Origin of the sequence: Burkholderia sp. AU38729 (assembly GCF_020419725.1) — a bacterium.
Classification (GTDB): Bacteria; Pseudomonadota; Gammaproteobacteria; order Burkholderiales; family Burkholderiaceae; genus Burkholderia.
This window is the reverse complement of the sequence record NZ_JAIZQO010000017.1, coordinates 98,278-120,329: the sequence shown is the minus strand read 5'-3', so window position 1 is coordinate 120,329 and position 22,052 is coordinate 98,278. Positions and strand designations below refer to the sequence as shown.

Below are 22,052 nucleotides of genomic sequence, written 5' to 3'. Positions count from 1 at the left end.
GTGATCCGTTCCGTTACAGCCATCGCAGCCTCCGGCGCCGGACACCCGGCGACCGAACAGCTTACGCGGCCCGAAAGCGGACATTTCTATGTAGCCAAAAGCGGACATTTCAATCTAGCCACTACAAACAAAAAAATTGATCATACGCATTATGTCAAATAAAAGATGAGAGGTTGCGGACATCATCAGGAACACGGCTTCGCTCGACGACCTTTGGACGGTTCGAATCACTCGATTAAAACAATGACGAAATAACAGCAGTACCGACAACCCAGTCGTGCGTCCAAACCCTTTTCCCTATCACTTTTCAAAACCTGCTCGAACACTCAACCGGTTTGCTACACTGCCTGACACTCGCCATCCATCGTCCGAATTGTTTCTCGATAGCTTGAAAATTGATTGACTTGAAATGAATTGATTCCGGATATTTACGATTTCGAAGGCAGTCAGACCATATTCATCCACACCAAAGGGTTCCAGATTTATGGCAGTCGATCTGCAGGCGTCCCAATCCCGTCGAGCACATCTCGATCGTCTTTTGAGTTTCCTAGACGAAGATTCCAGTAATATCAATCTGCTTGCGGATACCGCGATTGCCGCATTTGACGCCAGCCAGTTCCGACTCTGCAATGAACTCCTGGCACGCCACGAAACAATACAGCCTCTCACGCCATCGCTCGTCAATGTAAGGGGCCTGTCGGCCATGTCGGAAGGACGGTTTGAAGCCGCTCTGGCCGATTTCCGGACACTCGTCGAAAATGATGCGAATCCCGTCGTCGGCTACAACCTTGCCTATGCGAGCGCCATGTGCGGTACTTTCGAACCTGCGGCCGACTTGAATCCGGCCTGTCTCGAGGAGGTCCCCGGCGCCGCCCTGCTGAAGTTGCGAGCCCTTCATCACCTGGGCCGTTTCGACGAAGCCGTTCGAATGGGCGCCCTGCTGGCGGATCAGGCCACCCCGCCTTCCGGGTTCACCGGTGCCTACGCGTCGCTATTGTTCGATCTGGGAGATCTCGCGAATGCGCGTCGCCATGCGGAGCGTGCGCCGGATTCTGCCGACAGCCTCGTGATCATCGGATTGGCCGAACTCGAAGCAGGCAACCTCAACCGTGCAACCGAACTGCTTGAACGAGCGGCCGACTGCAATCCGCTCGAAGCACGTGCCACGTTGGGGCGAGGCCTTTGCCTGCTCGCTCGGGAGCACTACCAGGATGCGGCAGTGGCGCTCGATCAAGCTGCGGGGCAGCTTGGCCGCCATGCCGGTTCCTGGCTTGCGGCCGGCTGGGCCTGGCTCTTCGGTGGGCACCCGGACGTGGCAAGCGAACGCTTTCAGCACGCGGCTGCACTCGATCGAGGATTTGCCGAGGCTCACGGCTCGCTTGCCGTTGCGTTGCACGTTCAGGGGCGTCGAGACGATGCCCGGCACCACGCAGAAATCGCGCTTCGTCTCGACCCGGCTTCCCTGTCCGGCACACTGGCAAAAACCCTTGAACTCGAAGCGGTAAACAACATCGAGTCGGCTAACGCCCTCAAGGATGTCGTGCTGAATCGTCCCCTCGGGACGACCGGCCGCACGCTGGCCCAGTCATTGACCGAATTTGGCCTGAAGCGGACTCACGATCCAGTGTAAAGCGCCTGTCGTGCACCGTCGCCCTCATCTCGCCCCCGACCCGATGCACGACGGGGCGTAGCCGCTCGATTGCGCTGCATGTAATGCGGCTACATCCCCTCGCCTCACCATCATTCCGTCGCATCAGTTCGGCCTGGCCGTTTGTGCGTCAGATTAAACACCATTCAAAGATAATTTTTTGGGCGAAGCGTATTTAACAATATTTAAATAATTAACAGAAAGCGCCTGCCCATCGGCATTAGCAACAAGGAGTTGATTCTCGACAGAGATTAAATCCTTTCGGTATTGTTGACATCATTACGATTGCACTTCAGTATTGCGAAACAATCGTAATAAACAGTAACATCCCCGGGGGATTGAGAGAATGTCGAGCGACAACGCGCTGGGCCTTATGGCCCAGTTAATGTGGACAGGCTTGCTTGTCGCGGGTCCCATTCTTCTCGCCGCTCTCGTAACAGGTCTGGTCATCAGCCTGTTTCAAGTCGTCACGCAACTTCAGGAAATGAGCCTTTCTTACGTGCCGAAACTGGTTGTCGTCGGTTTCGTCATTGTCTTGCTCGGTTCCTGGATGTTGGCCCGGTTGACTGGCTTTACCCAATCTCTCTTTAATCTCATTCCAACGCTGGGCTAACCATGGTTGCCAATCCGAGCATCGGATGGGCTGCTGCGACGCTGTTGCTGTCGTTGCGCATTGGCCCGGTGTTTGCGCTCGCCCCGCCCTTCTCGCAAATGGTCACGCCCATGCGGGTCAAGGTCGTCGCGACACTCACGTTGTCCGCCTGTCTCGCCACGACTGTCACCTATCGGGGGCCGGTCGATGCCGGCATGCTTCCCGTTGCAGCATGGGAATGCCTGCTTGGGCTCGCGATCGCCTTTGCATTCCAGGCCAGTTTTGCGGCCCTCTCGTTCGTCGGGCGTGTCCTGGACGTTCAGGCGGGCTATGGCCTGGCGATGATCATCGATCCGGGCTCACGCAGCCAGGCGCCGCTGCTCGGTTCGATCCTGACCATGACGGCGGGCGTCATTTTCTTCGCCTCCAACGGGCATCGCGACCTCCTGCGCCTGCTTTTCGAGCTCACGCAGTCGTTTCCGCCCGCGTCCGTCCACATCATTGGCGATCCGGCGTCGTTCACGTCGTACTTCGGCTCGCTGACCGCCATTGCGCTGGGCGCGACCGCCGCCGTCATGCTGACGCTGTTCCTGACCGATCTCTCGATTGCATTCCTGGCCCGCGCACTGCCCCAAATGAATGCGTTGATGCTCGGCTTTCAGGTCAAGGCGTTCGTCACGCTCGCAGCGATGGCGCTAGCAGCCGGCACGCTCGCGCCGGTCGCGTTGCGCCTCGTGCGGCTTGCGCTCGACTTCGTTCCGACCACGTTCCGACACCATGGCTGAACAAGACGAGAACCGGTCCGAAGCCGCCACGGCCTATCGTCTCGAGCAGGCGCGCAAGAAGGGCATGACGCCCAAGAGCCAGGAACTGGGCATGCTTGCGAGCCTTGCTGCCTGCGCGACCTATCTTTGGACCGACGGCGTGCATCTCGCGGCCGCCATCGCGACCCGCGGTGTTCGCCTGCTTGCGGAGATTCCAGCCGTCGCGCATACGCCTGGCGCGATGGCCACATGGCTGATGACCGCCGTGCTGGACGCCTTTCGCCTGATTGCGCCAATGGCGTTGCTGTCGATGGGCGCCGGGCTGCTGGTCGCGGTGCTGCAAACCCGCTTCCTCTTTGCGCCGGCCGCCGTCAAGGCAGACATGTCGCGCCTCAACCCCGTTCAGGGGTTCCGGCGCGTCTTTTCGCTGCAGACGCTCTTCGACTCGGGGCGCACACTGGTCAAGATGGCTGTGTACAGCTTGATCGCTTGGTTCTGCATCCTGTCCGTGATTGAGACCGTCGCACATACGCCGCTTGCCCCGCATCGCATGGGCGAGTTGATGCTGACGTCCGGCGTGAACTTCTTCGCGAAGCTGCTGATTGCGGCCACCGTGTTCGCGGCACTCGATTTCGTGGTCGTCCATCGCGTCTTCGCAAAGAAGATGCGCATGAGCCGTCACGAGATCAAGCAGGAATACAAACAGCGCGAAGGCGACCCGCGGATCAGGAACCAGCGTCGGAAGATCCGTCGCGAGCTGGTCCAGAATGCCCGCAGCCTGCGTAGCGTCCGAAACGCCGACGTCCTGATCACGAATCCAACGCACTATGCAATCGGCCTGAAGTACGTGCCGTCGCAAATGGCGGCCCCCAAGGTGATCGCACGGGGCGCCGGTGATTTTGCGCAGCGGCTCAAGAAGGTCGCGTTCGTCTACGGGATTCCTGTCGTCGAATCGCCGGCGCTGGCCCGGCGGATCTTTCGTGAAACGCGGGTTGACCAGGAGATTTCCGCCGGCTCGTACCGCGACGCCGCATCGGTCTATCTACGCATTCGCCGCCGCAACGACGAGGTCAACGCATGAGCGCACTCGTGTCCCGCCTCGGCCGGCAGCAGGATCTCGCGCTCGTGCTCGCGGTCATGGCGATCCTGCTGATCCTTTTTGCACCCATTCCGTCCGCCGCGCTCGATCTGCTGATCATCACGAACTTCGCGTTCGCGTTCACGATCCTGCTGCTGACGATCTACGTTGTCCGACCCGTCGACTTCTCGACCTTCCCGTCGCTGCTGCTGATTGCGACGCTCTTCCGGCTGTCGTTGAACATCGCGGCGACGAGACTCATCCTGTCCGGTGCCGAAGCCGGTCAGGTGATCGGTTCGATCGGCGAGTTCGTCGTGCAAGGCAACTTCGTCATCGGGCTGATCATCTTCTTCATCCTGATCGTCGTTCAATACGTGGTCGTGACGAACGGTGCGCAGCGCGTTTCCGAAGTCGCCGCCCGGTTCGTGCTCGACGCGATGCCCGGTCAGCAGATGAGTATCGACGCGGACCTGAACATGGGCCTGATCGACCAGGACGAAGCGCGGGCCCGCAGAAAAGCGCTGGAGAAGGAAGCCGCGTTCTACGGCTCGATGGATGGCGCGAGCAAGTTCGTCAAGGGCGACGCGATTGCCGGCATCATCATCATGCTCATCGACATCCTGGGCGGCTGGGCAGTCGGCGTCGCGCAGATGGGCATGTCGCTCGGCCACGCTCTGCAGAAGTTCACGTTGCTGACGATCGGCGACGGCATCGTCACGCAGGTGCCCGCGCTCGTGATCTCGGTGGCGACCGGGATCATCGTCACGCGCTCGGCATCAGACGGCGAACTGAGCAACGAAGTGTTTCGCCAGCTCGCACAGTTTCCGAAGATCCGGTTCCTCGTGACCGGCGCGCTGATCGGCCTGCTGATCCTGCCGGGCATGCCGAAATGGCCGATCCTGATTCTCGCGCCGGTGGTCTTCTTCGCGTGGTGGTTCGCGCGCGGGAAATCGGCCGAAGCCGCCCCGGCAACGGCCGGCGTCGACGCTCCAGCCACGTCCGCTGCCGCAACCGACGCGCAAGCGTTGCCCGTCGCGCCTGTCGAGGTCGGCTTCGGCCCGGAACTCGCGCGTGCATGGATTCCGCTGCAAGGCGTGCTCGCTGAACGTATTGCCGCGTTCAGGAAACAATACGCCGAAGAGATGGGCGTCACGATCCCGGCCGTGACATTCCGCGACGCCGCGCAACTGGGATCGAACGACTACCGGATCGCGCTGTACGGCAATCGCTTCGGCCAGGCTGCGCTGCATGCCGACAAGACACTGGCAATCCACCCCGGCGGCAAGAACGGCGACCTCCCCGGCATCGCAACGCGCGATCCGGCATTCGGCCTGCCCGCCCTGTGGATCGACGAAGCGCAGCTGTCTCGCGCATCGTCACTGGGCTATACGGCCGTCGACCCGATGACGGTACTCGTCACGCACGTCACCGAAGTCATCCGCGCGAACATCTCGACACTCCTGTCCCGTACCGACGTCGTCACGTTACTCGAAGGCGTCCGCACGCGCTCGCCCGGGCTCGTCGAGGAACTGGTGCCCAACATCCTGTCGGTCGGCGACGTGCAGGCGGTGTTGCAGGGCTTGCTGTCCGAGCATGTCCCGATCCGGAACATCGACCAGATCGTCGAAGTGCTCGCGGATGCCGGGCGGCACGAGAAGGATCCGGCCATGCTCGGTGAGCGCGTCCGCCAGAAGCTCGGACACAGCATCTGCCAGCGCCTGGTCGGAGAAAAGGAAGCGCTCGCGGTGCTGACGCTCGATCCGATGCTCGAGAACACGATCGCACACAACCTGCAGGGTGCCGACGGCAACAGCGCGTTCGTGCTCGATCCTGGGCTGGCCGAGTCGTTCCTCACGCGGCTCGCCGAACAGGTCGATGCGATGCATCGCCAGAATCTGGCTCCAACGCTGCTGTGCCGGCCCGAGCTGCGCCGGCACCTGAAAGTTTTTTCACGCCGTATCGCCCCTCGCCTCGCCGTTCTGTCGATGAACGAAATTCCGCACGCGATCAATCTGCGCTCGTTCGGGATGGTCGGCATCGACCGTACCGCTCCCGCGGCATGACCGCCCCGATCTCATGAACGATACCCGTCTCGCCCATGGATAACCTGATGACAACCGCCGTCGGCCTGATCTCGTCCGAGACACGCCAGGTCGAAACCGCCGCCCAAAACGTGGCGAATCTTGCCACACCGGGCTACAAGCGGCTGATCACGTTCGCCGACACGTATTCGCAGGCCGAGTCCTCGGCGCGAATGGTGGCACCGCGCGCATCCGCGCGCGACGTCGCAACGGACTTCACGCCCGGCCGAATGATGCACACCGGCAACCCGCTGGATCTCGCGCTGTCGAGCGGCGGGTTTTTCGCGGTTTCCGCGCCCGAAGGCACCGCCTATCTGCGCGGAGGCTCATTCCGGCTCGACGCCGACGGCCGGCTCGTGACGCGACAAGGATGGGCGCTGCAAGGCAGCGGCGGCGGTGACGTCGTGGTCCGTTCGCAGAACTGGCGGATCCTCGCCGACGGCACCGTGCTCGACGACGGCCAGCCCGTCGCCGTGATCGGCACCACCTCGTTCGCCAATCCGAATCAGCTGTCCCGCACCGCCGACGGCCTGTATCGCGCCAACGGCGCCCGACCTGTCGAACTCGTCGATCCGCGCGTGATGCAGGGTTATCTGGAAGCGTCGAACGTATCGAACGCCGACGAGATGGTCCGGATGATGGGCGCGATGCGACGCGTCGAATCCGGGCAGAAGCTCGTTCATGCGTACGACGACATGATGGGCACTGTCTTGCAACGTCTGGGAGACATGTAATCGTGAACAACGTGTTCTACATCGGCGCGACGGGTCTCAACGCGCAGCAAACCGCCATCGACGTCACGGCGAACAACATCGCGAACATGACCACGCCCGCGTTCAAGCGCGGCACCGTCGCGTTCTCCGAACTGCTCACGACCGTTCCGGCGCCGCTCGTGCGCGACTATGTGAACGAAACCTCGAGCGTCGCGGCGGGCGTCAGCGCGGATCCTTCGCTGCATGTCTATACGCAGGGCGAATTGCGGCCGACCAACAATTCCCTGGATCTGGCGATTCGCGGCAACGGCTTCATCGAGCTGGCGTCCGATTCCGGGCAGTCTCTTCTGTGGCGCGGCGGTACGCTGCGGGTCGGATCCGATGGCTATCTGGCAACCGCGGACGGCCAGCGCCTGAAAGCGATGATTTCAGTGCCGCGGGATGCGTCGGCGCTCACGATCTCGCAGACCGGCCAGGTTCAGGCGACCGTGCCCGGCCAGACCGACCCGCTCGAGATCGGCGAAATCGAAATGATGGTGCCCTCCGACGTGCGCGCGCTCGAATCGGTCGGCGGCGGCGTCTATCGTGCACGGGACGACGCGTCGTCATTGACGCGCGTTCGCCCCGGAGAGGACAACGCCGGCGTGCTGGTCCAGGGCTTCAGTGAAGCATCGAACGTGTCGATGTCGGATGAACTCGTCGGCCTGATGCTCTATCAGCGCACCTATGCGGCCAACGCGCGGCTCGTTCAGGTCGGCGACGAGCTGATGTCCATCGCGAACGGGCTCAAGCGATGACGCGCCGCCTGTCTCGCCGGCATCGGCCGCACGCGCCGCTTGCGGCACGCGTCCGACTGCTTTGCATCGGTGCACTTGTTCCCGCGTCGGTACTCGGCGCCCCGGCGCCGGAATCCGCGATCCGCTTTCGTTCCGCCGTGGTCGTCGATCGTCCGACGGTCACGCTGGCGGTGGTCGCCGATCTGACTGCACTGCCCGATTCCGTCGCGCAACGCGCAGCGACCGTCCCCGTGATGTCGCTCGCCCGCTCGGCAACCGACGTTCGCGTGGATGCGCGCCGGCTGGCCGAATCCGCGCGACGCGGAATGCCGATGCTCGCCCCGTGGCTCGGCAACGTGCCGGCCGCGAACGTCGACATCTCGCTTCGTCAGGCTGGTGCCGTCGGCAGCCCGGCCTCGCTCTCGTGCGTGACCCTGCTCGCAGATCTTCCCGTGGACGCCAGCCCGTTGGCCGGTCAGGTCCGGACTGCACGCTGTCCGGACGACGGCGCCGCGCGCGTCTGGCGCTACGACGCGGATTCGCATGTGGTTCGCGCGGCCCGGGATATGGCCGCGGGCGAGGTCGTGCCAATGCCCGCCTCGTCGCGTCTGGCCGCCGTCCATCGCGGCGGGCGCGTGTTCGATACCGTACAGGTGGGCGCCGTGACCGTCATGCGATCCGGAACGGCACTGGCTGACGCGGCGCCGCGCCATGCCGCCCCCGTACTGACGGGCAACGCGGACATCCAGGTTTGGCGGGCTCCGTCCGTCGAAAGGGGACGCTGACATGCACCGTCTCGTTTCCTTCATGCGCGCGGCCGTTCTTGCGTCGCCCCTGCTCGGTGCGATCCCCGCACCGGCGGCCGACCTCTATCAGGGATCGACTTATGAATCGCTGACGGCGGACCGCCGCGCGTCGCGGCCGGGCGACATCGTCACGATCCTCATCTACGAAAATTCGAGCGCAAGCAACACCGCGGACACGTCGACGAAAACCGGCTTCGGCGTGCAAGGCAGTGTGTCGACGCTGTACGCGGGCAAGAATTCCGCGCAAATCGGCCTCGGCGACAACTACGGCGGCAAAGGCCAGATCCAGCGCACGGGCCGGCTACTCGCCCAATTGAGCGCAAGCGTCACGGGCGTGACGCCGAGCGGCGATCTCGTCGTCGCCGGCACGCAGGACATCGACGTCAACGGCGAAAAAACACGCATCCGCCTTGAAGGCCGAATCCGGCCGATCGACATTGCCGCGAACAACACGGTGCTGTCGACACGGTTGGCCGACGCGAAGATCGACTACACGGGCGAAGGCTTCATCACCGATCGCTCGCGACCCGGCCTCATTCCCCGCTTCCTCGGATGGCTTGGCCTATGGTAAAGCGCGTCCTTATCCATGCCGCGTGGCTGCTCTGCGCGCTTTCGACCGGCGCCGCTGCGGCCACGGCCGAGGTCCGCCTCAAGGATCTCGGCCGCTTCCTCGGCTGGCGCGACAACATGCTCGTCGGATACGGGATCGTGACCGGCCTGTCTGGCTCGGGCGATTCGCCGCGCAACCAGGCAACGCGCCAGGCGATGACGAACCTGCTGTCGCAGTTCGACCTGAACCTGACTCAGGATCAGTTGCAGAGCCGCAACGCCGCGATGGTCATGATCACGGCGTCGCTGCCGCCGACCTCGGATGTCGGCGACAAGCTCGACGTCAACGTGACGTCGATGGGCGACGCGCGCAGCCTGTCCGGCGGCACGCTGATCATGACGCCGCTGCGCGGGCCGGACCGCAAGGTCTACGCGCTCGCGCAGGGTGCGGTATCCGTGGGCGGCTATCGCTACGACGCCAACGGCAACTTGCGGATGAAGAATCACCCCACCGCGGGCACGATTCCCGAAGGCGCGACCGTCGAGGTGCCGGTCACGGCCGACCTCGTCAATCGCGACGGCTACCTCAGCTTCATCCTGAAGGATGCCGATGCGATCACGGCGGAGCGCATCGCCTCGCAGATCAACCGTTCGCTGGGCGGCGGTACCGCGCGTTCGACTGATGCGCGCACCGTGCGAATCCGTGCACCGCTGGACGGTGGTGGGCTGAACGGCTACGTGGCCCGCATCGAGTCTCTCGCCGTCGCCCCCGACCAGCGCTCGCGCGTCGTGATCAACGAGCGTTCCGGCACGGTCGTCGCGGGTGGCGACACGCACATCGCGCCGATCACGATCTCGCACGGCGACATCAAGGTGACCGTCGCCACGCAGTACAACGCGTCGCAACCCGGTCTCATCGGGATCACGGGACCGAACGTTCGCAGCCTGGTCGTCGGCAACAGCGAGCTCTACGTCGACGAACCCGGCCAGACGGTCGCTGGATCGTTCCCGCAGGGCAGCGTCGGTGATCTCGTCCAGGCGCTCAAGGCGAGCAGGATCAGCACGCGCGACGTGATCGCGATCCTGGAAGCGATCAAGGCCGCCGGCGCGCTGCATGCCGACATCATCGTTCAATAAGGAGAGGGATCCATGTCCATCGATCTCGTCGCGTCGATCGCCACCCAGGCGCTCGATGGGTTGTTCGCCCGACAGGCCGCTACTGCACAGAACATCGCGAACGCCAATTCCGTCGGCTATGTGCCGGTCCGTGTGTCGTTCGAGGACGCGTTACGCGACGCCGCCGAAGCACGGCCCGGCGACACGGACGAGGCACGCCTCGCACGGGTCCGGTCGGTCGAACCGTCGATCGGCGCGCCACTGCCGATCGACGTCAACACGGTGCGCCTCGACGACGAAATTGCATCCGCATCGGAAACCGCGGCGCGCTACGCGATGCTGATTGGCATGCTCGACCGGACGCTGCAGATCCGCCAACTCGCCATCAAGGGAATGTAAGCGATGGAAAACAGCCTTTTCGCGATTGCGCGCTCGGGGCTCGACGTCGAGCGCCAGCGCATGGAAGTCATCGCCCAGAACCTCGCCAATGCGGGCACGACCCGCACCGCGGACGGGCAGCCGTACCACCCGTTGCGTCTCGTCTCGGGCCCGAGGATCGGGGCGACGTTCGAGGATCACCTGCGCAGCGGCGACACGTCGCCGACCTTTGGCATGACCGGCGTCCAGAGCTACGGCGTCGAGCGCATGGATACGCCGCCGCGGCTTGTCCACGACCCGGCCCATCCGCATGCCGACGCCAACGGCATGGTCGCCTATCCGGGGATCGACCACGCCGGAGAAATGGCGCTGATGGTACAGACGCTGCGCAGCTACGAAGCCGATACCGTGGTCTTCAACGCCGTGCGCTCGATGTACATGCGCGCACTCGAACTGGGGGCGCGTTCATGAGTGCCGCCCCGATCGAATCGATCTCGATGCTTCAGAGCGGGCCGCTGTCGGAGACGGTGGCGCTCTCGCCGCTCGCGCAACCGTCGAGTTTTGCCGACTGGCTCGTCACGGGCGCGACCCGCGTCGACCAGACCGCCAGGTTTGCCGACGATGCCGTGACCCGCTTCGCACTCGACGGTGCGGTCCCGCCGCATCAAGTGATGATCGCGCTGGAGGAAGCGCGCATGTCGTTGCAACTGGCATTGCAAGTGCGCTCTCGCATCGTCGAGGGTTACCAGGAACTGATGCGGATGCAGCTTTAAACCATGGAATCCCTGCTTTCACGTATTCGCGCATCGCTGGCCGACGCGTCGCCGCGCCGCCAGCTGGCCGCCGTGGCCGTACTCGTCGCGATCGTCGCGTCGTTGATCGCGGCCGGCTACTTCGCGCTGCGTCCGCATTATCAGGTGCTGTTCCGGGACCTGAAGCCGCAGGATGCAGCCACCATCGTGGCCGAGCTCGAACGACAGAAGGTGCCGTTTCGGGTCGGCGAATCGTCGTCGGCCGTGCTCGTCCCTGCCGCGGATGCTCAGGTCATGCGGCTCAAGCTGATGAGCAGCGACATGAGGCTGCAGGGTGCGGTCGGCTTCGAGCTGTTCAATAACTCGGACCTCGGCATCACCGATTTCGCGCAGAAGGTCAACTATCAGCGCGCCCTGCAGGGCGAACTCGCGCGCACCATCATGTCGCTCGACGAGATCGAACTCGCGCGCGTCCATCTGGCCTTTCCCGATTCGTCGATCTTCCGGCGTGCGGACGATCGTCCCAAAGCGTCCGTCGCGCTGTTCATGCGCAGCGGACATACGCTCGGCCCGGACACGGTACGCGGCATCCAGCGCCTCGTGGCTGCGGCGGTCCCCCAGTTGTCGGCCGCCGACGTGACGGTGCTCGACCAGCGCGGAGAGCCGGCAACCGCGCGCGACGTGCCCGTCGACGATCCGCACTACGCGCTCAAGCACGCGCTCGAACGCGAGTACGAGCGCAAGATCGACGCGCAAATCGCCCCGCTGCTCGGGTCACGGCACGCAACGGTCAGTGTCGATGCAACGCTGAACTTCGACCAGGTGCGCATCACCAACGAATCCGACCTTAACCGGCCGATCACTGGCGCTGGCAGCACGGGCATCCCGTTGCCACCATTGTCGACGACGGCGAAAAGCTTCAGTTCGCCGCCGGGCTTCCCGCCCTTGCCTGCCGCACCGTCGGCCGACGGCACACGGACGGAGCGCAAGCTGGAGCAGATCGTGTCGGCCCCGGGCTCGCTGAAACATCTCAGCGTCGGCGTCGTGATCGACGGTGCATTGCCGGAGGACACATTGACCCAGCTCAAATCCGTCGTGGCTGCGGCGGTCGGCGCCAATGAATCCCGTGGCGACACGGTCGTCATCTTCGCGCGTACCCAACCGGCCGATAACTCGGCCACGGGGATTGCGTCGCCGCTACCCGTCGACGGCGCCGGTCCCACGGCCGCCGCGTCGAACTACGCCGGCGATATGCATGCCGACCCGACGCATGCGCAGCCGGACGGTGTCCAGCGCCTCTGGACCCGGCTCGGGCTGCCGGGACCGTTGGCCGCCTACGCGACGGCGCTCGCGCTGATGATCGGAAGCGCGTTGCTGTGGCGCGCGCTAGCCGGCGGCCGGCGTTCTGCCGGCCCGCATGCGATGACTTCGACGGAACGTGCCGAGTACGTCACGCGTCTCCGCGTCCTTCTTTCCGAGAGCCGCCAGCACCATGAAGGTTAACGATCGAGCGCGCGCCGACCGGCGTCTGCGCGGCATGGTTGCCGATCTCGCCGATCGGCCCGCCGACGACATCGAAGCAGTCTGGCATGCGCTGTCGGACACCGAGCGCAAGCAGTTGCGCCCGCTGCTCGAAGGCGCGGCATCGCTCGGCTCCGGCGAGCCTGGCGGATTCGCGTCGGTCCTGTCTGTCGCACCGGCGCAGGCAGGCGATCAGGCGTCGCCCAATCACGCCGGCCCCGCGATCGGGCGCCTTGCCGGTCATTGGCCCGATGCGTTGCTCGCGCAGTTGGCCGGCTGTGTCGACGACGCACACCGCACGCGCCTGTTCGCCAGCCATCCGGCATGGCAGCGCCATGCCGTCGCGCCGCTCGCCCCGCGCGCACGCGATGCATTGTTGAAAGCCGCGCACGAGGCGATCCAGGCGCTCCCGCAGGCCATCGACATCGTTGCAGTGTCGCCGCGCCCGCCGGACTCGTGGGGACGACGCCTCCTCAACGGTCTTCGCAGGGGACGCACGTGAACGGGATCATCAAGGCCAGGCAGATCGTGTTGAGCGTCGACCGCGTTCCGCTCGGTGCGCAGCCCGACGTCACGGACCGTCGTGCGTCGCCCACCGGGCGCGCAGCGATCTCGCCTTTGCACGACGAAGGCGACACGGACAACGCATTTGCGCAGGAACGCGATCGCCTGCTCGCGCGGATCGCCGAGCTGGAAACGGCGGCATCCGGCCACGAAGCCGAGCGCGCGCAACAGGCTCGGGCAGCGTTCGAGCGCGGCATCGAGGATGGCGTTCGGCAGGCGGCACGAGCCGAGAGCGAGCGGCTTGCGCTGCTGAAGGGCGGCATCGATGCCGCGCTCGACGCGTTCATCGCGCGCATTGCATCGCTGGACGGTCTCGCGGCAGAAGTCGCGCTCGTCGGGCTGGAGCGCGTCCTCGGTGACCCGACCCGGCATGCGGAACTCGTCGTCGAAACCGTACGCCATCGCCTGACGTCGATCGCGCAGGGCTCGCTCGTCGGGATCCGTGTGTCCGCGGACGATTTCCGCGATTCGGCATTGCTCGATGCCGTCCGGCGCACGCTCGACACGGCCCCGTCGGTGGCGCTCGTCGCCGATCCGCAGCTTCCTGCCGGCGCGTGCGTCATCGAGCTGACGCTCGGCAAGCTCGACGCCGGTATTCCGCGCCAGTTGGCCAGCGTCGCCGCGACGATCCGGGAGGCAAGCCGCCATGCATGAACGGCGATCCGCGCACCCGTATGTCGAAGCGCTGCACCGCCTCGACCCCGTCGCGCGCTTCGGCAACGTGACCCGCATCATGCCGACCTTCGTCGAAGCAGACGGCCCGGGCGTGGCCGTCGGTTCGCTGTGCATCTTGGGCGAGCAGTCGCCGCCGCTCCATGCCGAGGTCACGCGCGCAGAAGTGGGCCGAGTGACCCTCGCGCCGTACCAGTCGACCTCGTCGCTCCAGGTCGGCGATACGGTGCGGGCGGCCGGTTCGGACGCGACCCTACCGGTCGGCGATGCCTACCTGGGACGGATCGTCGATCCGCTCGGACAACCGCTCGACGGCGGGGCCGCGATCGCCAACCGACATCCGTGGCCGCTCGCGGGCCTGCACACGTCGCCGCTCGAGCGCGCGACGCCCGACCGCGCGCTCGAAACGGGCATCCGTGCCATCGACACGCTGCTGACGCTCGGCGTCGGTCAGCGCATCGGCATCTTCGCGGGAAGCGGCGTCGGCAAAACGACGTTGCTCTCCACACTGGCCCGCCACGTCGATGCGGATGTCTGCGTCCTGTGCCTCGTCGGCGAACGTGGGCGCGAAGCCGAGGATTTCTGGCACCGGTCGCTTCAGGACGTGTCGCGCGCGCGCTCGGTGATGGTGATCGCCACGTCGGACCAGCCGGCGATCCTGCGCGCGCGCAGCGTATCGGCGGCGCTCGCTCATGCCGAGTACTTCCGTTCGCAGGGCAAGCATGTGCTGCTGCTGCTCGACTCCATCACACGCTATGCGCTCGCGCTGCGCGAGATCGGTCTCGCGGCGGGAGAGCCGCCGACCCTTCGCGCCTACACACCCAGCGTCTTCGCCGCGTTGCCGAAAATCGTCGAGCGCTGCGGCGCGGTGCGCGACGGCGGCGCCATCACCGCGCTGATGACGGTGCTGGCCGAAACCGACGAAATCGACGATCCGATGGCCGAAACCATGCGCGCGCTGCTGGACGGTCATCTCGTGCTGACGCGGACGCTCGCCGAACAGGGACACTTTCCGGCCATCGACGTGACGCGCAGCGTCAGCCGGGTCATGCAGCACGTCGCTGGCGACGACGCGCGCCATCTGGCGACGCGCGCCCTCGCCGGGCTGTCGCTCTACGAGCGCTCGCGCACGCTCATCGAAGCCGGCCTCTATGTCGCCGGCAGCAACCCCGTGCTCGACGACGCACTGCGCGTGCGCGCCAGCCTCATCGATTTTCTCCGGCAGGACGTCGGGCAGGCCACGGATCGCGATCACGCGATCGCATCGCTGAAGACCTTGCTGGAGGCGACGTCATGACGCGCCGATCGCAACGGGACGGTGCGCTCGACATCGCGCTTGTTCGTCAGCTTCAACTGCAGCAGGCAATCTCCCGTGCCGCGCAGGCGCGAGCGGTGCTTGATGTCGAGCGCGAGCGGCAGCGGCAGGTCGAAGCCGAGCACGACGCTCATCTCGCGGCGTGGCGCGGCGCGGCCGTGAGTGACCGGCTGTCGCCCGCGCTGCTCGCCAACTGCGCGGCGGCGCTCGTCTCCGTGTCTGTTCAACGGGACGCCGCGTCGCATCGCGTCGACGTGCGGACCGCCGAGTTGGCAGCCGTGCGCGATGTCCTGCAGCAACGCGACCGTCTCGCCGAAGCCGCCGACCGGCGGGCATTGCAAGTGGAGAAACAACATCGTGCGGCACTCGACGAGCGCCGGATGACCGAACTCGAAATCCGCGTGGCGCTTTCCGGAGGAACTCGATGACAACGGGAGTACAACTGTTTCGCCCGGCCGAACCGCCGGCCGATCGGCCGCACGCGTCGGCCGGCGGCACCGACAACGCGTTTGGCCAGTTGCTGCGTTCGATGGAGCAGGACATGTGGCGCAACGCGGCGTCCGGGCTTCCAGCCGGCGGCCCTGCCAGATCGGCGCCCGGCAAGACCGCACGCGTCGAAACACGAGCGGACGCCCCCGGAATCGCCGAACAGCGGCCTTCAACTGCCGCGACGACGCCTGAGGCAAAGGCAGCGGCGACGGTTTCGGCTGCCCCCCGTCCCATGCTCCCGGTCACGCAAGCGGGCGCGCCGACGGCGCAGGCGCAGCGCGAATACCCGGCGCGGACGGTGAGCGTCAGCCTGGAGTCCGCGCTTCCGCCGCCCAAGCGTGCCGGGCAACCGGCCACGCAGGCGACCGGCCCGACCGAACGCGTGAACGACGCCGCTCGCAGCCGTCCTGTCCCGGCCGCCTATGCGTCGCCACCCGCATCCGCAGCGCCGTTTCGCGTGACGGTCCTGCCCGGCGACGGCGCACCGCTCGTGTCGCTCCGCGTCGCGCAGGCCGCTCCGGAAGACCTCGACACACTCGATTCCCATGTTCGCGCCGCTCTTCAGCTGAGCGGCCTTCGCGCGTCGAAACTCGTCATCAACGGCGTCGACCGCAATGCTCCCGGAGAAACCAATCATGGCGATTGATCCCATTGCCTCGTCCACCAATCTCGGCGCCCGGGCGGATTCGCTCGGCCTGAACATGCAGTCGCTGCTTCAGATCATCCTGACCCAGCTTACCTACCAGGATCCGCTGAAACCCGTCGACAACTTCGAGTTCGTTTCGCAACTCGCGCAGTTCACATCGCTCGAGCAGAGCCGCCAGATGACGGACAAGATCGACAGCTTGCTGACCGTGCAATCGGCAACGAGAACGGTCGGTCTGCTCGGCCGCAACGTGGATGTCCAGACGGACACGGCTTCGCTGAGCGGCGTCGTCAAAAGCGTGTCGTTCAAGGACGGACAGCCGCAGTTGACGATCGAAACGGCCGACGGCCAGTTCCTGACCAACGCGACCGTCGCGCAGATCGTCGCGGTCCGATAGTCAACCTGCCCGGGAGAATTCCATGCTTGAAAGCATCTACATCGGCATGAGCGGCCTGACCGCCTATTCGCGCGGCTTGCAGACCATCAGCAACAACGTGGCGAACCTCAATACCGCGGGTTTCAAGACATCGACGCCCCAGTTTGCCGATCTGTACTACGGTCAGCAATTCGCGCGCGGCTCCAGCGGCAATCCGAACGTCACGTATTCGGGAAGCGGTGTCGAGTACGGCTACGCATCGCTGAATTTCAAGCAGGGCGATACGCGGCCGAGCGACGGCCAGCTCGACCTGGCGATCCAGGGCAACGGATTCCTGACCTTGCTCGACGAAAAGGACGCCCGTTACACGAGAACGGGCCAGTTCATCGTCGGCGACGACGGCTCGATTCGCGACAAGTCCAGCGGTCTGCAACTGGCAGCGCTCACCGGCTCCGGCGATCTCTCCGGCCTGTCGGTGGCCGGCAAGCAGATCAATCCGCCGCAGGCGACGACGGTCGTCAAGTTCACCGACAACCTGTCGACCGGTTCGACCAGCTTCTCGATCCCGAACATCGACGTGTATGACGCCGGCGGCGGGAAACATACGCTCAAGCTCGATTTCAAGCCCGATACCGGCCCGCTACCCGGACGCTGGAAAGTGTCCGTCAGTGACGAGAACGGCGCACCCGTCAAGGAAAGCACGCTGCAGTTCACCGGCGGCATTCCCGATCCGGGAAGCAACAAGATCGACGTCACGCTGCGTCCGGCCAACGCCCCGCTGCTCACCGTCTCGCTCGATTTCTCGAACGGCGTGACGAGCTATTCGGCAGGCACGACGTCGACGCTTCGCGTGTCCTCCAAGGACGGCTATGCGACCGGCACGCTATCGTCGCTGAGCGTCGATCAGGACGGCCAGCTCGTCATCGGCTATTCCAACGGCCAGAACGACAAACTGGGCGCGATCGCCCTCGCCAGCTTCGCCAATCCTCAGCAACTAGTCCAGACCGGCAAGGGGCTGTTCGATGCAAGCCACGCCGCGCCGCCCGCGTATCGCTCCAGCAACGGCGCGGGCGTCGGCAAGCTGCTGTCCGGCGCAACGGAAGCGTCGAACGTCGACCTGTCGTCCGAGTTCGGACAGCTCATCCTGATTCAGCGCGGCTTCCAGGCCTCGTCGCAGGTCGTCAGCGCCGCGAACGAGATGATGATGCAGCTGCTGCAGATGCGGAGTCAGGGATGAGCATCGGCCCCGTCACCTGGCGCCCGGCCGGCGCCCGCGATCCGGACATCGCGCGGGCGCTGTTCGAAACAGCACTCACCGACTGGCAATCGCGCTGGTTCGTCCGTCCGTGCTTTTCCATTGGCGAGATCGTCCGCCTGCCCGGCAGCCCGCCCGAAGCCGACGCCCTAGCGCAAACCAGCCACGCGTGTGCACCCGGCGTTCGTGTCGACCTGTACGAGCGCAGCGACCGGCGCCTGATCGATGCCGCATTTGCCGCAGGCGGACATGCCTTCGACACCCATGCGTGCCACGACTTCCTGGCCTCGATCGCCACGGAGATGCGCGACGATCTGATCGCGTCACTGCGCGTATCGTCCTCTTCCGCGCAGGTCAGTTCGCCGCACGCCGCAGCCGCCGCATCGTTCAGCGGCTACGGCGCCATTCGGCTGGCGATCGTCGCATCGAACGGAGACATACTCGCCATGCTGTTCTGCGACATTCGGCACGTCTGGAACGACGCCGCATCCGACGCGGCCATCGTGCCCCGCCGCCCCGTCGACTGCGACCTGACGCCTCGACGCCTCGCGCTCGATGCATGCCCGGTCGCGCTGTCCGTGCGGCTCGGTCAGTGCGAGCTGTCCGCGTCGCAGTTGACAACCCTGTCGCCGGGTGACGTCGTCGTCCTCGATCGCGCGCTCGACGCACCTGCCACGCTGGTCATCGACGAGACCTCGTCCACCGTCGCGTTCGGTACTCCCGGCCGTACCGGCACCTCGCTTTCCTTCAAACTGACGTCGCTCGCGACGCCCGATTCGCCATGACCACCCATACGTTTCCCAAACAGGCCGTCGCGGCCCGCGTCGATTTTCCCGAACAGCACGCCGACGCGCACACGGAAGATTCGCCGCGCCCAATGCTCGAGTTGCTCGACGGCGTCAAGGTAACCGTCGACGTGCTGCTCGGTCGCACCACAATGAACGTCAAGGACATGATGACGCTGCAATCCGGCGGCGTGCTCGAACTGGACCGATCGATCGGAGATCCGGTCGAAATCGTGTTGAACGGCAAGACGATCGCGACCGGGGAGATCGTCGCCGTAGACGGCCGCTTCGGCGTCAGTATCGTCAGTGTCGGAACGGCCGATCGATGACCTCAACGGTACCCACCTCGTGGCTCGAACGCGCGCCCGATGCCGCTCCGGCCGCGGGCCTCTTTTCACACCTCGGCGTCGACTGGGTTCGTGTCGTACTGGCATTGCTGTTGTGTCTCGCGCTCGGCGTCGTCGCCGCGCTCGTCATTCGGGCGCGCGCCGTACGCGGCACGCGTCGCGATTCCGCGAACACGTCACGCATCCGCGTGATCGAACATACCCGTCTTTCCGCCCGGGCTACCCTGCACTTGATCGAATATGACCAGCGCGTCGTCCTTCTCATGTCAGATGCGAACGGCAGCCGCGTCGTTGATGCTCGCGACCAATCGCCGTCGGAGTCCTGAGATGCGCACAACGTTCCACCGCGTCGTCGCCGTCACGCTGTTCGCGCTCCTGGGCACCGTCGCGGGTTGGGCTCATGCTGCGCCCGCCCTGCAGGCCGCTTCCCCGCTGTCATCGCTCGGCGTCGCCGATTTCGTGCGCCCCGGAGCCGGCATGTCGGAAGCCGTCCGGATCGCCGTTTTGCTGACGGTACTCAGCTTGCTCCCCGCCTTCGTCGTCTCGATGACGGCCTTCATCCGGATCGCGATCGTGCTGTCGATGATCCGCCACGCATTCGGCATGCCTGAAACGCCGCCGACGCCGGTACTGATCAGCCTCGCGCTGTTCCTGACCGTGTTCGCGATGCTGCCGACGCTGCAGGCGATCAACCACGATGCGCTTCAGCCGTTCATCGGTGGTCACCTGGAACTGTCACAAGCGCTTGAGCGCAGCAGCGGGCCGCTGCGCGATTTCATGCTGCGGCAGGTGCGTGAAGACGAACTGAAGTGGATGTACGAGATGTCGCACCAGCCGCTTCCCGCGACGCCAGCCGACGTCAGCCTGCTGCAATTGACGCCCGCATTCATCCTGAACGAGCTGCGCGTGTCGTTCCAGATCGGTTTCGTCATCCTGCTGCCGTTTTTGCTGATCGACCTCGTCGTCTCCAGCGTGCTGCTGTCGCTCGGCATGCTGATGGTGCCTCCGGCGACGATCTCGCTGCCGCTCAAGGTACTGATGTTCGTGCTGGTCGACGGCTGGGGCCTCATCCTGCGTGGCGTGCTGGGCAGCTTCAAATGACACTGCAGGATCTGCCGGGCGCAACGGACGCCATGTCGACGGAAGGACGGGAGAGCGATTTGTGGCTCGCGTTCGAACTCAGGCGCGACCCCGATGCTAGAGAGGCGCTGTTTGATTTTTATCTGTCGTATGCGGCCGCGCTAGCCGGCAATCTGTATCGCGGGCGCCACCGCGACGATGTCGAGTACCAGGACTATATGCAGTTTTCCTGCGTCGGCCTGCTCGAATCCATCGACCGGTTCGACCGGAGCCGCGGCGTCGCATTCACGACATTCGCGACGCAACGGATCAAGGGCAGCGTGCTGGACGGCGTCATCCGGCTGACCGACGGGCAGGAACAGACCGCGCTTCGCGCCAGTGTCCGCCGCGAGCGGCTGGACTCGCTGAAGGATGCGGCTGGTGACGAGCCACGCGACGTGTTTCGCGTGCTCGCCAGCGTGGCGGTCGGCTTGGCGATCAGCTTCATGCTCGACGATACAGGCATGGTCGACGCCAATGCAGGTGCCGTACAGCCTTTCCAGGACCACCCGTACCGGACACTTGCGCAGCAGCAGACGCGGTCCCGCCTGTACGATGCAGTCGATCACTTGCCTGCACGCGAGCAGAAGATCATCCGATACCACTACTTTCACCGCTTGAGCTTCGAGCACATTGCCGACATTCTCAACTTGTCCAAGGGCCGCATTTCGCAGCTGCATCGCGCGGCACTCGACGAGCTTCGTCGGCAGATCGGCACCGACGACTTCTATCTTCTTGCGTGACTCGCCATGGAAAACAACCCATCATCGACTTTGTGCCCGGACGACCAGATGGCCGTGCTGGTAGAAACCATGCGATCCAGCGACGAAGCAGCGCTGCACGCGTTGAACAATGCGCTCGAGCGCTGGCCCGACGATTATCGTCTGTGGTTCCTGCGCGGCGCGGTTCATGCCGGATCGCAGCACTACGAGGCGGCCAGAAGCGATTTCAGCGCAGCGCAGCAACTGACGCCCGATTTCCCGATCGCCGGCTTCATGCTGGGCTTTCTCCACTTGACTCATGGGCATGTCGATCGTGCAGTCGAAGCATGGGGGGCGCTCGATACGCTGCCGGCGGACGATACGCTGCGCGTGCTGAAAACCGGCTTGCTGAATCTTGCTGGCGACCGCTTCGCGCTCGCCAGCGAACAGTTGCGAGCGGGCATTGCATCGAATACGAAATACCCACTGATCAATCGCTATATTGTTGACGTGCTACAGCATGTCGAGTCGATCGTCGGTTCGTCGCCAGCCGATCACGCGCCATCCGAAAAGACGGGTATCCTTCCGGAAATTGATCCGGCGTTTTCGACGTCCCGCTGACAGGCTTTTCCATTGCCATGATTTCCCGTACCACGCTCGACCAACTCACCGAGATACTGCGCAGCGAGCTCGACAAGAAGGCGCGCGCGCGAGCAGGCGCCGCAGACGCGACGTCGGCCGGCAGTACGACTTCCAAAGTCGAGCCGCGCCCGTTGGGCGAAACGCTCCGGGCTCATATCGACCAGTTGCTCGCGGCGGGCGTGACGGACGAGTTCCAGTTGACGCGCGCCGCGGTCGAGCATGTGTTGCACCGGCAATTCGGCGACGAGCAGGTCAACGATCCGACGTTTCAGTCGATTGCGAACCGGGTGGCGCAAGCCATTCTCGAAGACGGAAATCTCAGGGACGATCTGATGGCTGCCTTTGCCCTTCGCAAATAACGCTCGTT

28 protein-coding genes are annotated in these 22,052 nt (G+C 64.8%); all 28 read left to right on the top strand.

Features of this window, described 5'->3' with window-relative positions; all coding sequences use genetic code 11:
• The first annotated feature begins 484 nt into the window (after window positions 1-484).
• The 28 genes from LGM56_RS33845 to LGM56_RS33710 all read left to right on the top strand — a co-directional run bounded on the left by LGM56_RS33845 (window position 485) and on the right by LGM56_RS33710 (window position 22,044).
• The gene (locus LGM56_RS33845) at window positions 485-1,630 is read left to right on the top strand and encodes a tetratricopeptide repeat protein (RefSeq protein ID WP_226207941.1); all 1,146 of its coding nucleotides are present in this window, start codon (window positions 485-487) and stop codon (window positions 1,628-1,630) included.
• Between the two features lie 364 nt (window positions 1,631-1,994).
• The gene (fliQ, locus tag LGM56_RS33840; protein WP_060214223.1) at window positions 1,995-2,261 is read left to right on the top strand and encodes a flagellar biosynthesis protein FliQ; all 267 of its coding nucleotides are present in this window, start codon (window positions 1,995-1,997) and stop codon (window positions 2,259-2,261) included.
• A gap of 2 nt (window positions 2,262-2,263) precedes the next feature.
• On the top strand, window positions 2,264-3,025 hold the full coding sequence (locus LGM56_RS33835) for a flagellar biosynthetic protein FliR (RefSeq protein ID WP_226207940.1): 762 nt from the start codon (window positions 2,264-2,266) through the stop codon (window positions 3,023-3,025).
• On the top strand, window positions 3,018-4,085 hold the full coding sequence (locus LGM56_RS33830) for a flagellar biosynthesis protein FlhB (protein ID WP_226207939.1): 1,068 nt from the start codon (window positions 3,018-3,020) through the stop codon (window positions 4,083-4,085). The genes LGM56_RS33835 and LGM56_RS33830 overlap by 8 nt, the downstream gene beginning before the upstream one ends.
• Window positions 4,082-6,145 (top strand): flagellar biosynthesis protein FlhA, encoded by a 2,064-nt coding sequence (locus LGM56_RS33825; RefSeq protein ID WP_226207938.1) that lies wholly within the window; start codon window positions 4,082-4,084, stop codon window positions 6,143-6,145. Before LGM56_RS33830 ends, LGM56_RS33825 begins: the two co-directional genes overlap by 4 nt.
• A gap of 47 nt (window positions 6,146-6,192) precedes the next feature.
• Entirely contained in the window at window positions 6,193-6,897 is a 705-nt protein-coding gene (locus LGM56_RS33820) for a flagellar hook-basal body protein (RefSeq protein ID WP_256990186.1), read from the top strand.
• 2 nt (window positions 6,898-6,899) lie between these two features.
• Window positions 6,900-7,673 (top strand): flagellar hook-basal body protein, encoded by a 774-nt coding sequence (locus LGM56_RS36995; RefSeq protein ID WP_089498684.1) that lies wholly within the window; start codon window positions 6,900-6,902, stop codon window positions 7,671-7,673.
• Window positions 7,670-8,437, top strand: a complete 768-nt coding sequence (locus LGM56_RS33810; protein ID WP_226207937.1) for a hypothetical protein — start codon at window positions 7,670-7,672, stop codon at window positions 8,435-8,437. The genes LGM56_RS36995 and LGM56_RS33810 overlap by 4 nt, the downstream gene beginning before the upstream one ends.
• A gap of 1 nt (window position 8,438) precedes the next feature.
• Entirely contained in the window at window positions 8,439-9,029 is a 591-nt protein-coding gene (locus LGM56_RS33805) for a flagellar basal body L-ring protein FlgH (RefSeq protein WP_089498682.1), read from the top strand.
• Window positions 9,023-10,144, top strand: coding sequence for a flagellar basal body P-ring protein FlgI (locus LGM56_RS33800; RefSeq protein WP_089498681.1), 1,122 nt, complete (start codon window positions 9,023-9,025; stop codon window positions 10,142-10,144). The genes LGM56_RS33805 and LGM56_RS33800 overlap by 7 nt, the downstream gene beginning before the upstream one ends.
• Window positions 10,145-10,156: 12 nt before the next feature.
• Window positions 10,157-10,522 carry a flagellar basal body rod protein FlgB gene (locus tag LGM56_RS33795; RefSeq protein ID WP_089498680.1) on the top strand — a complete coding sequence of 122 codons (366 nt, stop codon included), beginning with the start codon at window positions 10,157-10,159 and terminating at the stop codon, window positions 10,520-10,522.
• 3 nt (window positions 10,523-10,525) lie between these two features.
• A complete protein-coding gene (flgC, locus tag LGM56_RS33790) occupies window positions 10,526-10,972 on the top strand; it encodes a flagellar basal body rod protein FlgC (protein WP_089498679.1) in 447 nt (148 codons plus the stop codon).
• On the top strand, window positions 10,969-11,274 hold the full coding sequence (gene fliE / locus LGM56_RS33785) for a flagellar hook-basal body complex protein FliE (RefSeq protein WP_226207936.1): 306 nt from the start codon (window positions 10,969-10,971) through the stop codon (window positions 11,272-11,274). The genes flgC and fliE overlap by 4 nt, the downstream gene beginning before the upstream one ends.
• 3 nt (window positions 11,275-11,277) lie before the next feature.
• Window positions 11,278-12,756 (top strand): flagellar basal-body MS-ring/collar protein FliF, encoded by a 1,479-nt coding sequence (fliF, locus tag LGM56_RS33780; RefSeq protein WP_226207935.1) that lies wholly within the window; start codon window positions 11,278-11,280, stop codon window positions 12,754-12,756.
• On the top strand, window positions 12,692-13,276 hold the full coding sequence (locus LGM56_RS33775; RefSeq protein ID WP_226207934.1) for a hypothetical protein: 585 nt from the start codon (window positions 12,692-12,694) through the stop codon (window positions 13,274-13,276). Before fliF ends, LGM56_RS33775 begins: the two co-directional genes overlap by 65 nt.
• The gene (locus LGM56_RS33770; RefSeq protein WP_226207933.1) at window positions 13,273-13,992 is read left to right on the top strand and encodes a FliH/SctL family protein; all 720 of its coding nucleotides are present in this window, start codon (window positions 13,273-13,275) and stop codon (window positions 13,990-13,992) included. The genes LGM56_RS33775 and LGM56_RS33770 overlap by 4 nt, the downstream gene beginning before the upstream one ends.
• Window positions 13,985-15,307: a FliI/YscN family ATPase gene (locus tag LGM56_RS33765; RefSeq protein ID WP_089498675.1), complete on the top strand. Its 1,323-nt coding sequence runs from the start codon at window positions 13,985-13,987 to the stop codon at window positions 15,305-15,307. The genes LGM56_RS33770 and LGM56_RS33765 overlap by 8 nt, the downstream gene beginning before the upstream one ends.
• On the top strand, window positions 15,304-15,753 hold the full coding sequence (locus LGM56_RS33760) for a hypothetical protein (RefSeq protein WP_144023174.1): 450 nt from the start codon (window positions 15,304-15,306) through the stop codon (window positions 15,751-15,753). The genes LGM56_RS33765 and LGM56_RS33760 overlap by 4 nt, the downstream gene beginning before the upstream one ends.
• A gap of 113 nt (window positions 15,754-15,866) precedes the next feature.
• Window positions 15,867-16,460, top strand: a complete 594-nt coding sequence (locus LGM56_RS33755) for a hypothetical protein (RefSeq protein ID WP_226207932.1) — start codon at window positions 15,867-15,869, stop codon at window positions 16,458-16,460.
• Window positions 16,450-16,857, top strand: a complete 408-nt coding sequence (locus LGM56_RS33750) for a flagellar hook assembly protein FlgD (RefSeq protein ID WP_175038154.1) — start codon at window positions 16,450-16,452, stop codon at window positions 16,855-16,857. Before LGM56_RS33755 ends, LGM56_RS33750 begins: the two co-directional genes overlap by 11 nt.
• A gap of 22 nt (window positions 16,858-16,879) precedes the next feature.
• Window positions 16,880-18,073: a flagellar hook protein FlgE gene (locus LGM56_RS33745; RefSeq protein WP_226207931.1), complete on the top strand. Its 1,194-nt coding sequence runs from the start codon at window positions 16,880-16,882 to the stop codon at window positions 18,071-18,073.
• A complete protein-coding gene (locus tag LGM56_RS33740; RefSeq protein WP_089498670.1) occupies window positions 18,070-18,876 on the top strand; it encodes a FliM/FliN family flagellar motor C-terminal domain-containing protein in 807 nt (268 codons plus the stop codon). The genes LGM56_RS33745 and LGM56_RS33740 overlap by 4 nt, the downstream gene beginning before the upstream one ends.
• Window positions 18,873-19,205 (top strand): FliM/FliN family flagellar motor switch protein, encoded by a 333-nt coding sequence (locus LGM56_RS33735; protein ID WP_089498669.1) that lies wholly within the window; start codon window positions 18,873-18,875, stop codon window positions 19,203-19,205. The genes LGM56_RS33740 and LGM56_RS33735 overlap by 4 nt, the downstream gene beginning before the upstream one ends.
• Window positions 19,202-19,549, top strand: a complete 348-nt coding sequence (locus tag LGM56_RS33730; RefSeq protein WP_089498668.1) for a hypothetical protein — start codon at window positions 19,202-19,204, stop codon at window positions 19,547-19,549. Before LGM56_RS33735 ends, LGM56_RS33730 begins: the two co-directional genes overlap by 4 nt.
• A complete protein-coding gene (gene fliP, locus LGM56_RS33725) occupies window positions 19,464-20,324 on the top strand; it encodes a flagellar type III secretion system pore protein FliP (RefSeq protein WP_226207930.1) in 861 nt (286 codons plus the stop codon). The genes LGM56_RS33730 and fliP overlap by 86 nt, the downstream gene beginning before the upstream one ends.
• Window positions 20,321-21,085 carry a sigma-70 family RNA polymerase sigma factor gene (locus tag LGM56_RS33720; RefSeq protein ID WP_226207929.1) on the top strand — a complete coding sequence of 255 codons (765 nt, stop codon included), beginning with the start codon at window positions 20,321-20,323 and terminating at the stop codon, window positions 21,083-21,085. Before fliP ends, LGM56_RS33720 begins: the two co-directional genes overlap by 4 nt.
• Window positions 21,086-21,091: 6 nt before the next feature.
• Window positions 21,092-21,664, top strand: coding sequence for a tetratricopeptide repeat protein (locus LGM56_RS33715; protein WP_226207928.1), 573 nt, complete (start codon window positions 21,092-21,094; stop codon window positions 21,662-21,664).
• Between the two features lie 17 nt (window positions 21,665-21,681).
• A complete protein-coding gene (locus LGM56_RS33710; protein WP_089498665.1) occupies window positions 21,682-22,044 on the top strand; it encodes a hypothetical protein in 363 nt (120 codons plus the stop codon).
• The last annotated feature ends 8 nt before the right edge of the window (window positions 22,045-22,052 follow it).

What these genes read in the sequence shown, in the direction of transcription:
- LGM56_RS33730 (WP_089498668.1), top strand. Translation starts at nt 19,202, where the DNA reads ATGACCTCAACGGTACCCACCTCGTGGCTCGAACGCGCGCCCGATGCC.
- LGM56_RS33755 (WP_226207932.1), top strand. Translation starts at nt 15,867, where the DNA reads ATGTGGCGCAACGCGGCGTCCGGGCTTCCAGCCGGCGGCCCTGCCAGA.
- LGM56_RS33740 (WP_089498670.1), top strand. Translation starts at nt 18,070, where the DNA reads ATGAGCATCGGCCCCGTCACCTGGCGCCCGGCCGGCGCCCGCGATCCG.
- fliP (WP_226207930.1), top strand. Translation starts at nt 19,464, where the DNA reads ATGACCAGCGCGTCGTCCTTCTCATGTCAGATGCGAACGGCAGCCGCG.
- fliF (WP_226207935.1), top strand. Translation starts at nt 11,278, where the DNA reads ATGGAATCCCTGCTTTCACGTATTCGCGCATCGCTGGCCGACGCGTCG.
- fliQ (WP_060214223.1), top strand. Translation starts at nt 1,995, where the DNA reads ATGTCGAGCGACAACGCGCTGGGCCTTATGGCCCAGTTAATGTGGACA.
- LGM56_RS33715 (WP_226207928.1), top strand. Translation starts at nt 21,092, where the DNA reads ATGGAAAACAACCCATCATCGACTTTGTGCCCGGACGACCAGATGGCC.
- LGM56_RS33745 (WP_226207931.1), top strand. Translation starts at nt 16,880, where the DNA reads ATGCTTGAAAGCATCTACATCGGCATGAGCGGCCTGACCGCCTATTCG.
- LGM56_RS33720 (WP_226207929.1), top strand. Translation starts at nt 20,321, where the DNA reads ATGACACTGCAGGATCTGCCGGGCGCAACGGACGCCATGTCGACGGAA.
- LGM56_RS33810 (WP_226207937.1), top strand. Translation starts at nt 7,670, where the DNA reads ATGACGCGCCGCCTGTCTCGCCGGCATCGGCCGCACGCGCCGCTTGCG.
- LGM56_RS33835 (WP_226207940.1), top strand. Translation starts at nt 2,264, where the DNA reads ATGGTTGCCAATCCGAGCATCGGATGGGCTGCTGCGACGCTGTTGCTG.
- LGM56_RS33805 (WP_089498682.1), top strand. Translation starts at nt 8,439, where the DNA reads ATGCACCGTCTCGTTTCCTTCATGCGCGCGGCCGTTCTTGCGTCGCCC.
- LGM56_RS33765 (WP_089498675.1), top strand. Translation starts at nt 13,985, where the DNA reads ATGCATGAACGGCGATCCGCGCACCCGTATGTCGAAGCGCTGCACCGC.
- flgC (WP_089498679.1), top strand. Translation starts at nt 10,526, where the DNA reads ATGGAAAACAGCCTTTTCGCGATTGCGCGCTCGGGGCTCGACGTCGAG.
- LGM56_RS33820 (WP_256990186.1), top strand. Translation starts at nt 6,193, where the DNA reads ATGACAACCGCCGTCGGCCTGATCTCGTCCGAGACACGCCAGGTCGAA.
- LGM56_RS33845 (WP_226207941.1), top strand. Translation starts at nt 485, where the DNA reads ATGGCAGTCGATCTGCAGGCGTCCCAATCCCGTCGAGCACATCTCGAT.
- LGM56_RS33795 (WP_089498680.1), top strand. Translation starts at nt 10,157, where the DNA reads ATGTCCATCGATCTCGTCGCGTCGATCGCCACCCAGGCGCTCGATGGG.
- LGM56_RS33825 (WP_226207938.1), top strand. Translation starts at nt 4,082, where the DNA reads ATGAGCGCACTCGTGTCCCGCCTCGGCCGGCAGCAGGATCTCGCGCTC.
- LGM56_RS33760 (WP_144023174.1), top strand. Translation starts at nt 15,304, where the DNA reads ATGACGCGCCGATCGCAACGGGACGGTGCGCTCGACATCGCGCTTGTT.
- LGM56_RS33800 (WP_089498681.1), top strand. Translation starts at nt 9,023, where the DNA reads ATGGTAAAGCGCGTCCTTATCCATGCCGCGTGGCTGCTCTGCGCGCTT.
- fliE (WP_226207936.1), top strand. Translation starts at nt 10,969, where the DNA reads ATGAGTGCCGCCCCGATCGAATCGATCTCGATGCTTCAGAGCGGGCCG.
- LGM56_RS33750 (WP_175038154.1), top strand. Translation starts at nt 16,450, where the DNA reads ATGGCGATTGATCCCATTGCCTCGTCCACCAATCTCGGCGCCCGGGCG.
- LGM56_RS33710 (WP_089498665.1), top strand. Translation starts at nt 21,682, where the DNA reads ATGATTTCCCGTACCACGCTCGACCAACTCACCGAGATACTGCGCAGC.
- LGM56_RS33830 (WP_226207939.1), top strand. Translation starts at nt 3,018, where the DNA reads ATGGCTGAACAAGACGAGAACCGGTCCGAAGCCGCCACGGCCTATCGT.
- LGM56_RS33735 (WP_089498669.1), top strand. Translation starts at nt 18,873, where the DNA reads ATGACCACCCATACGTTTCCCAAACAGGCCGTCGCGGCCCGCGTCGAT.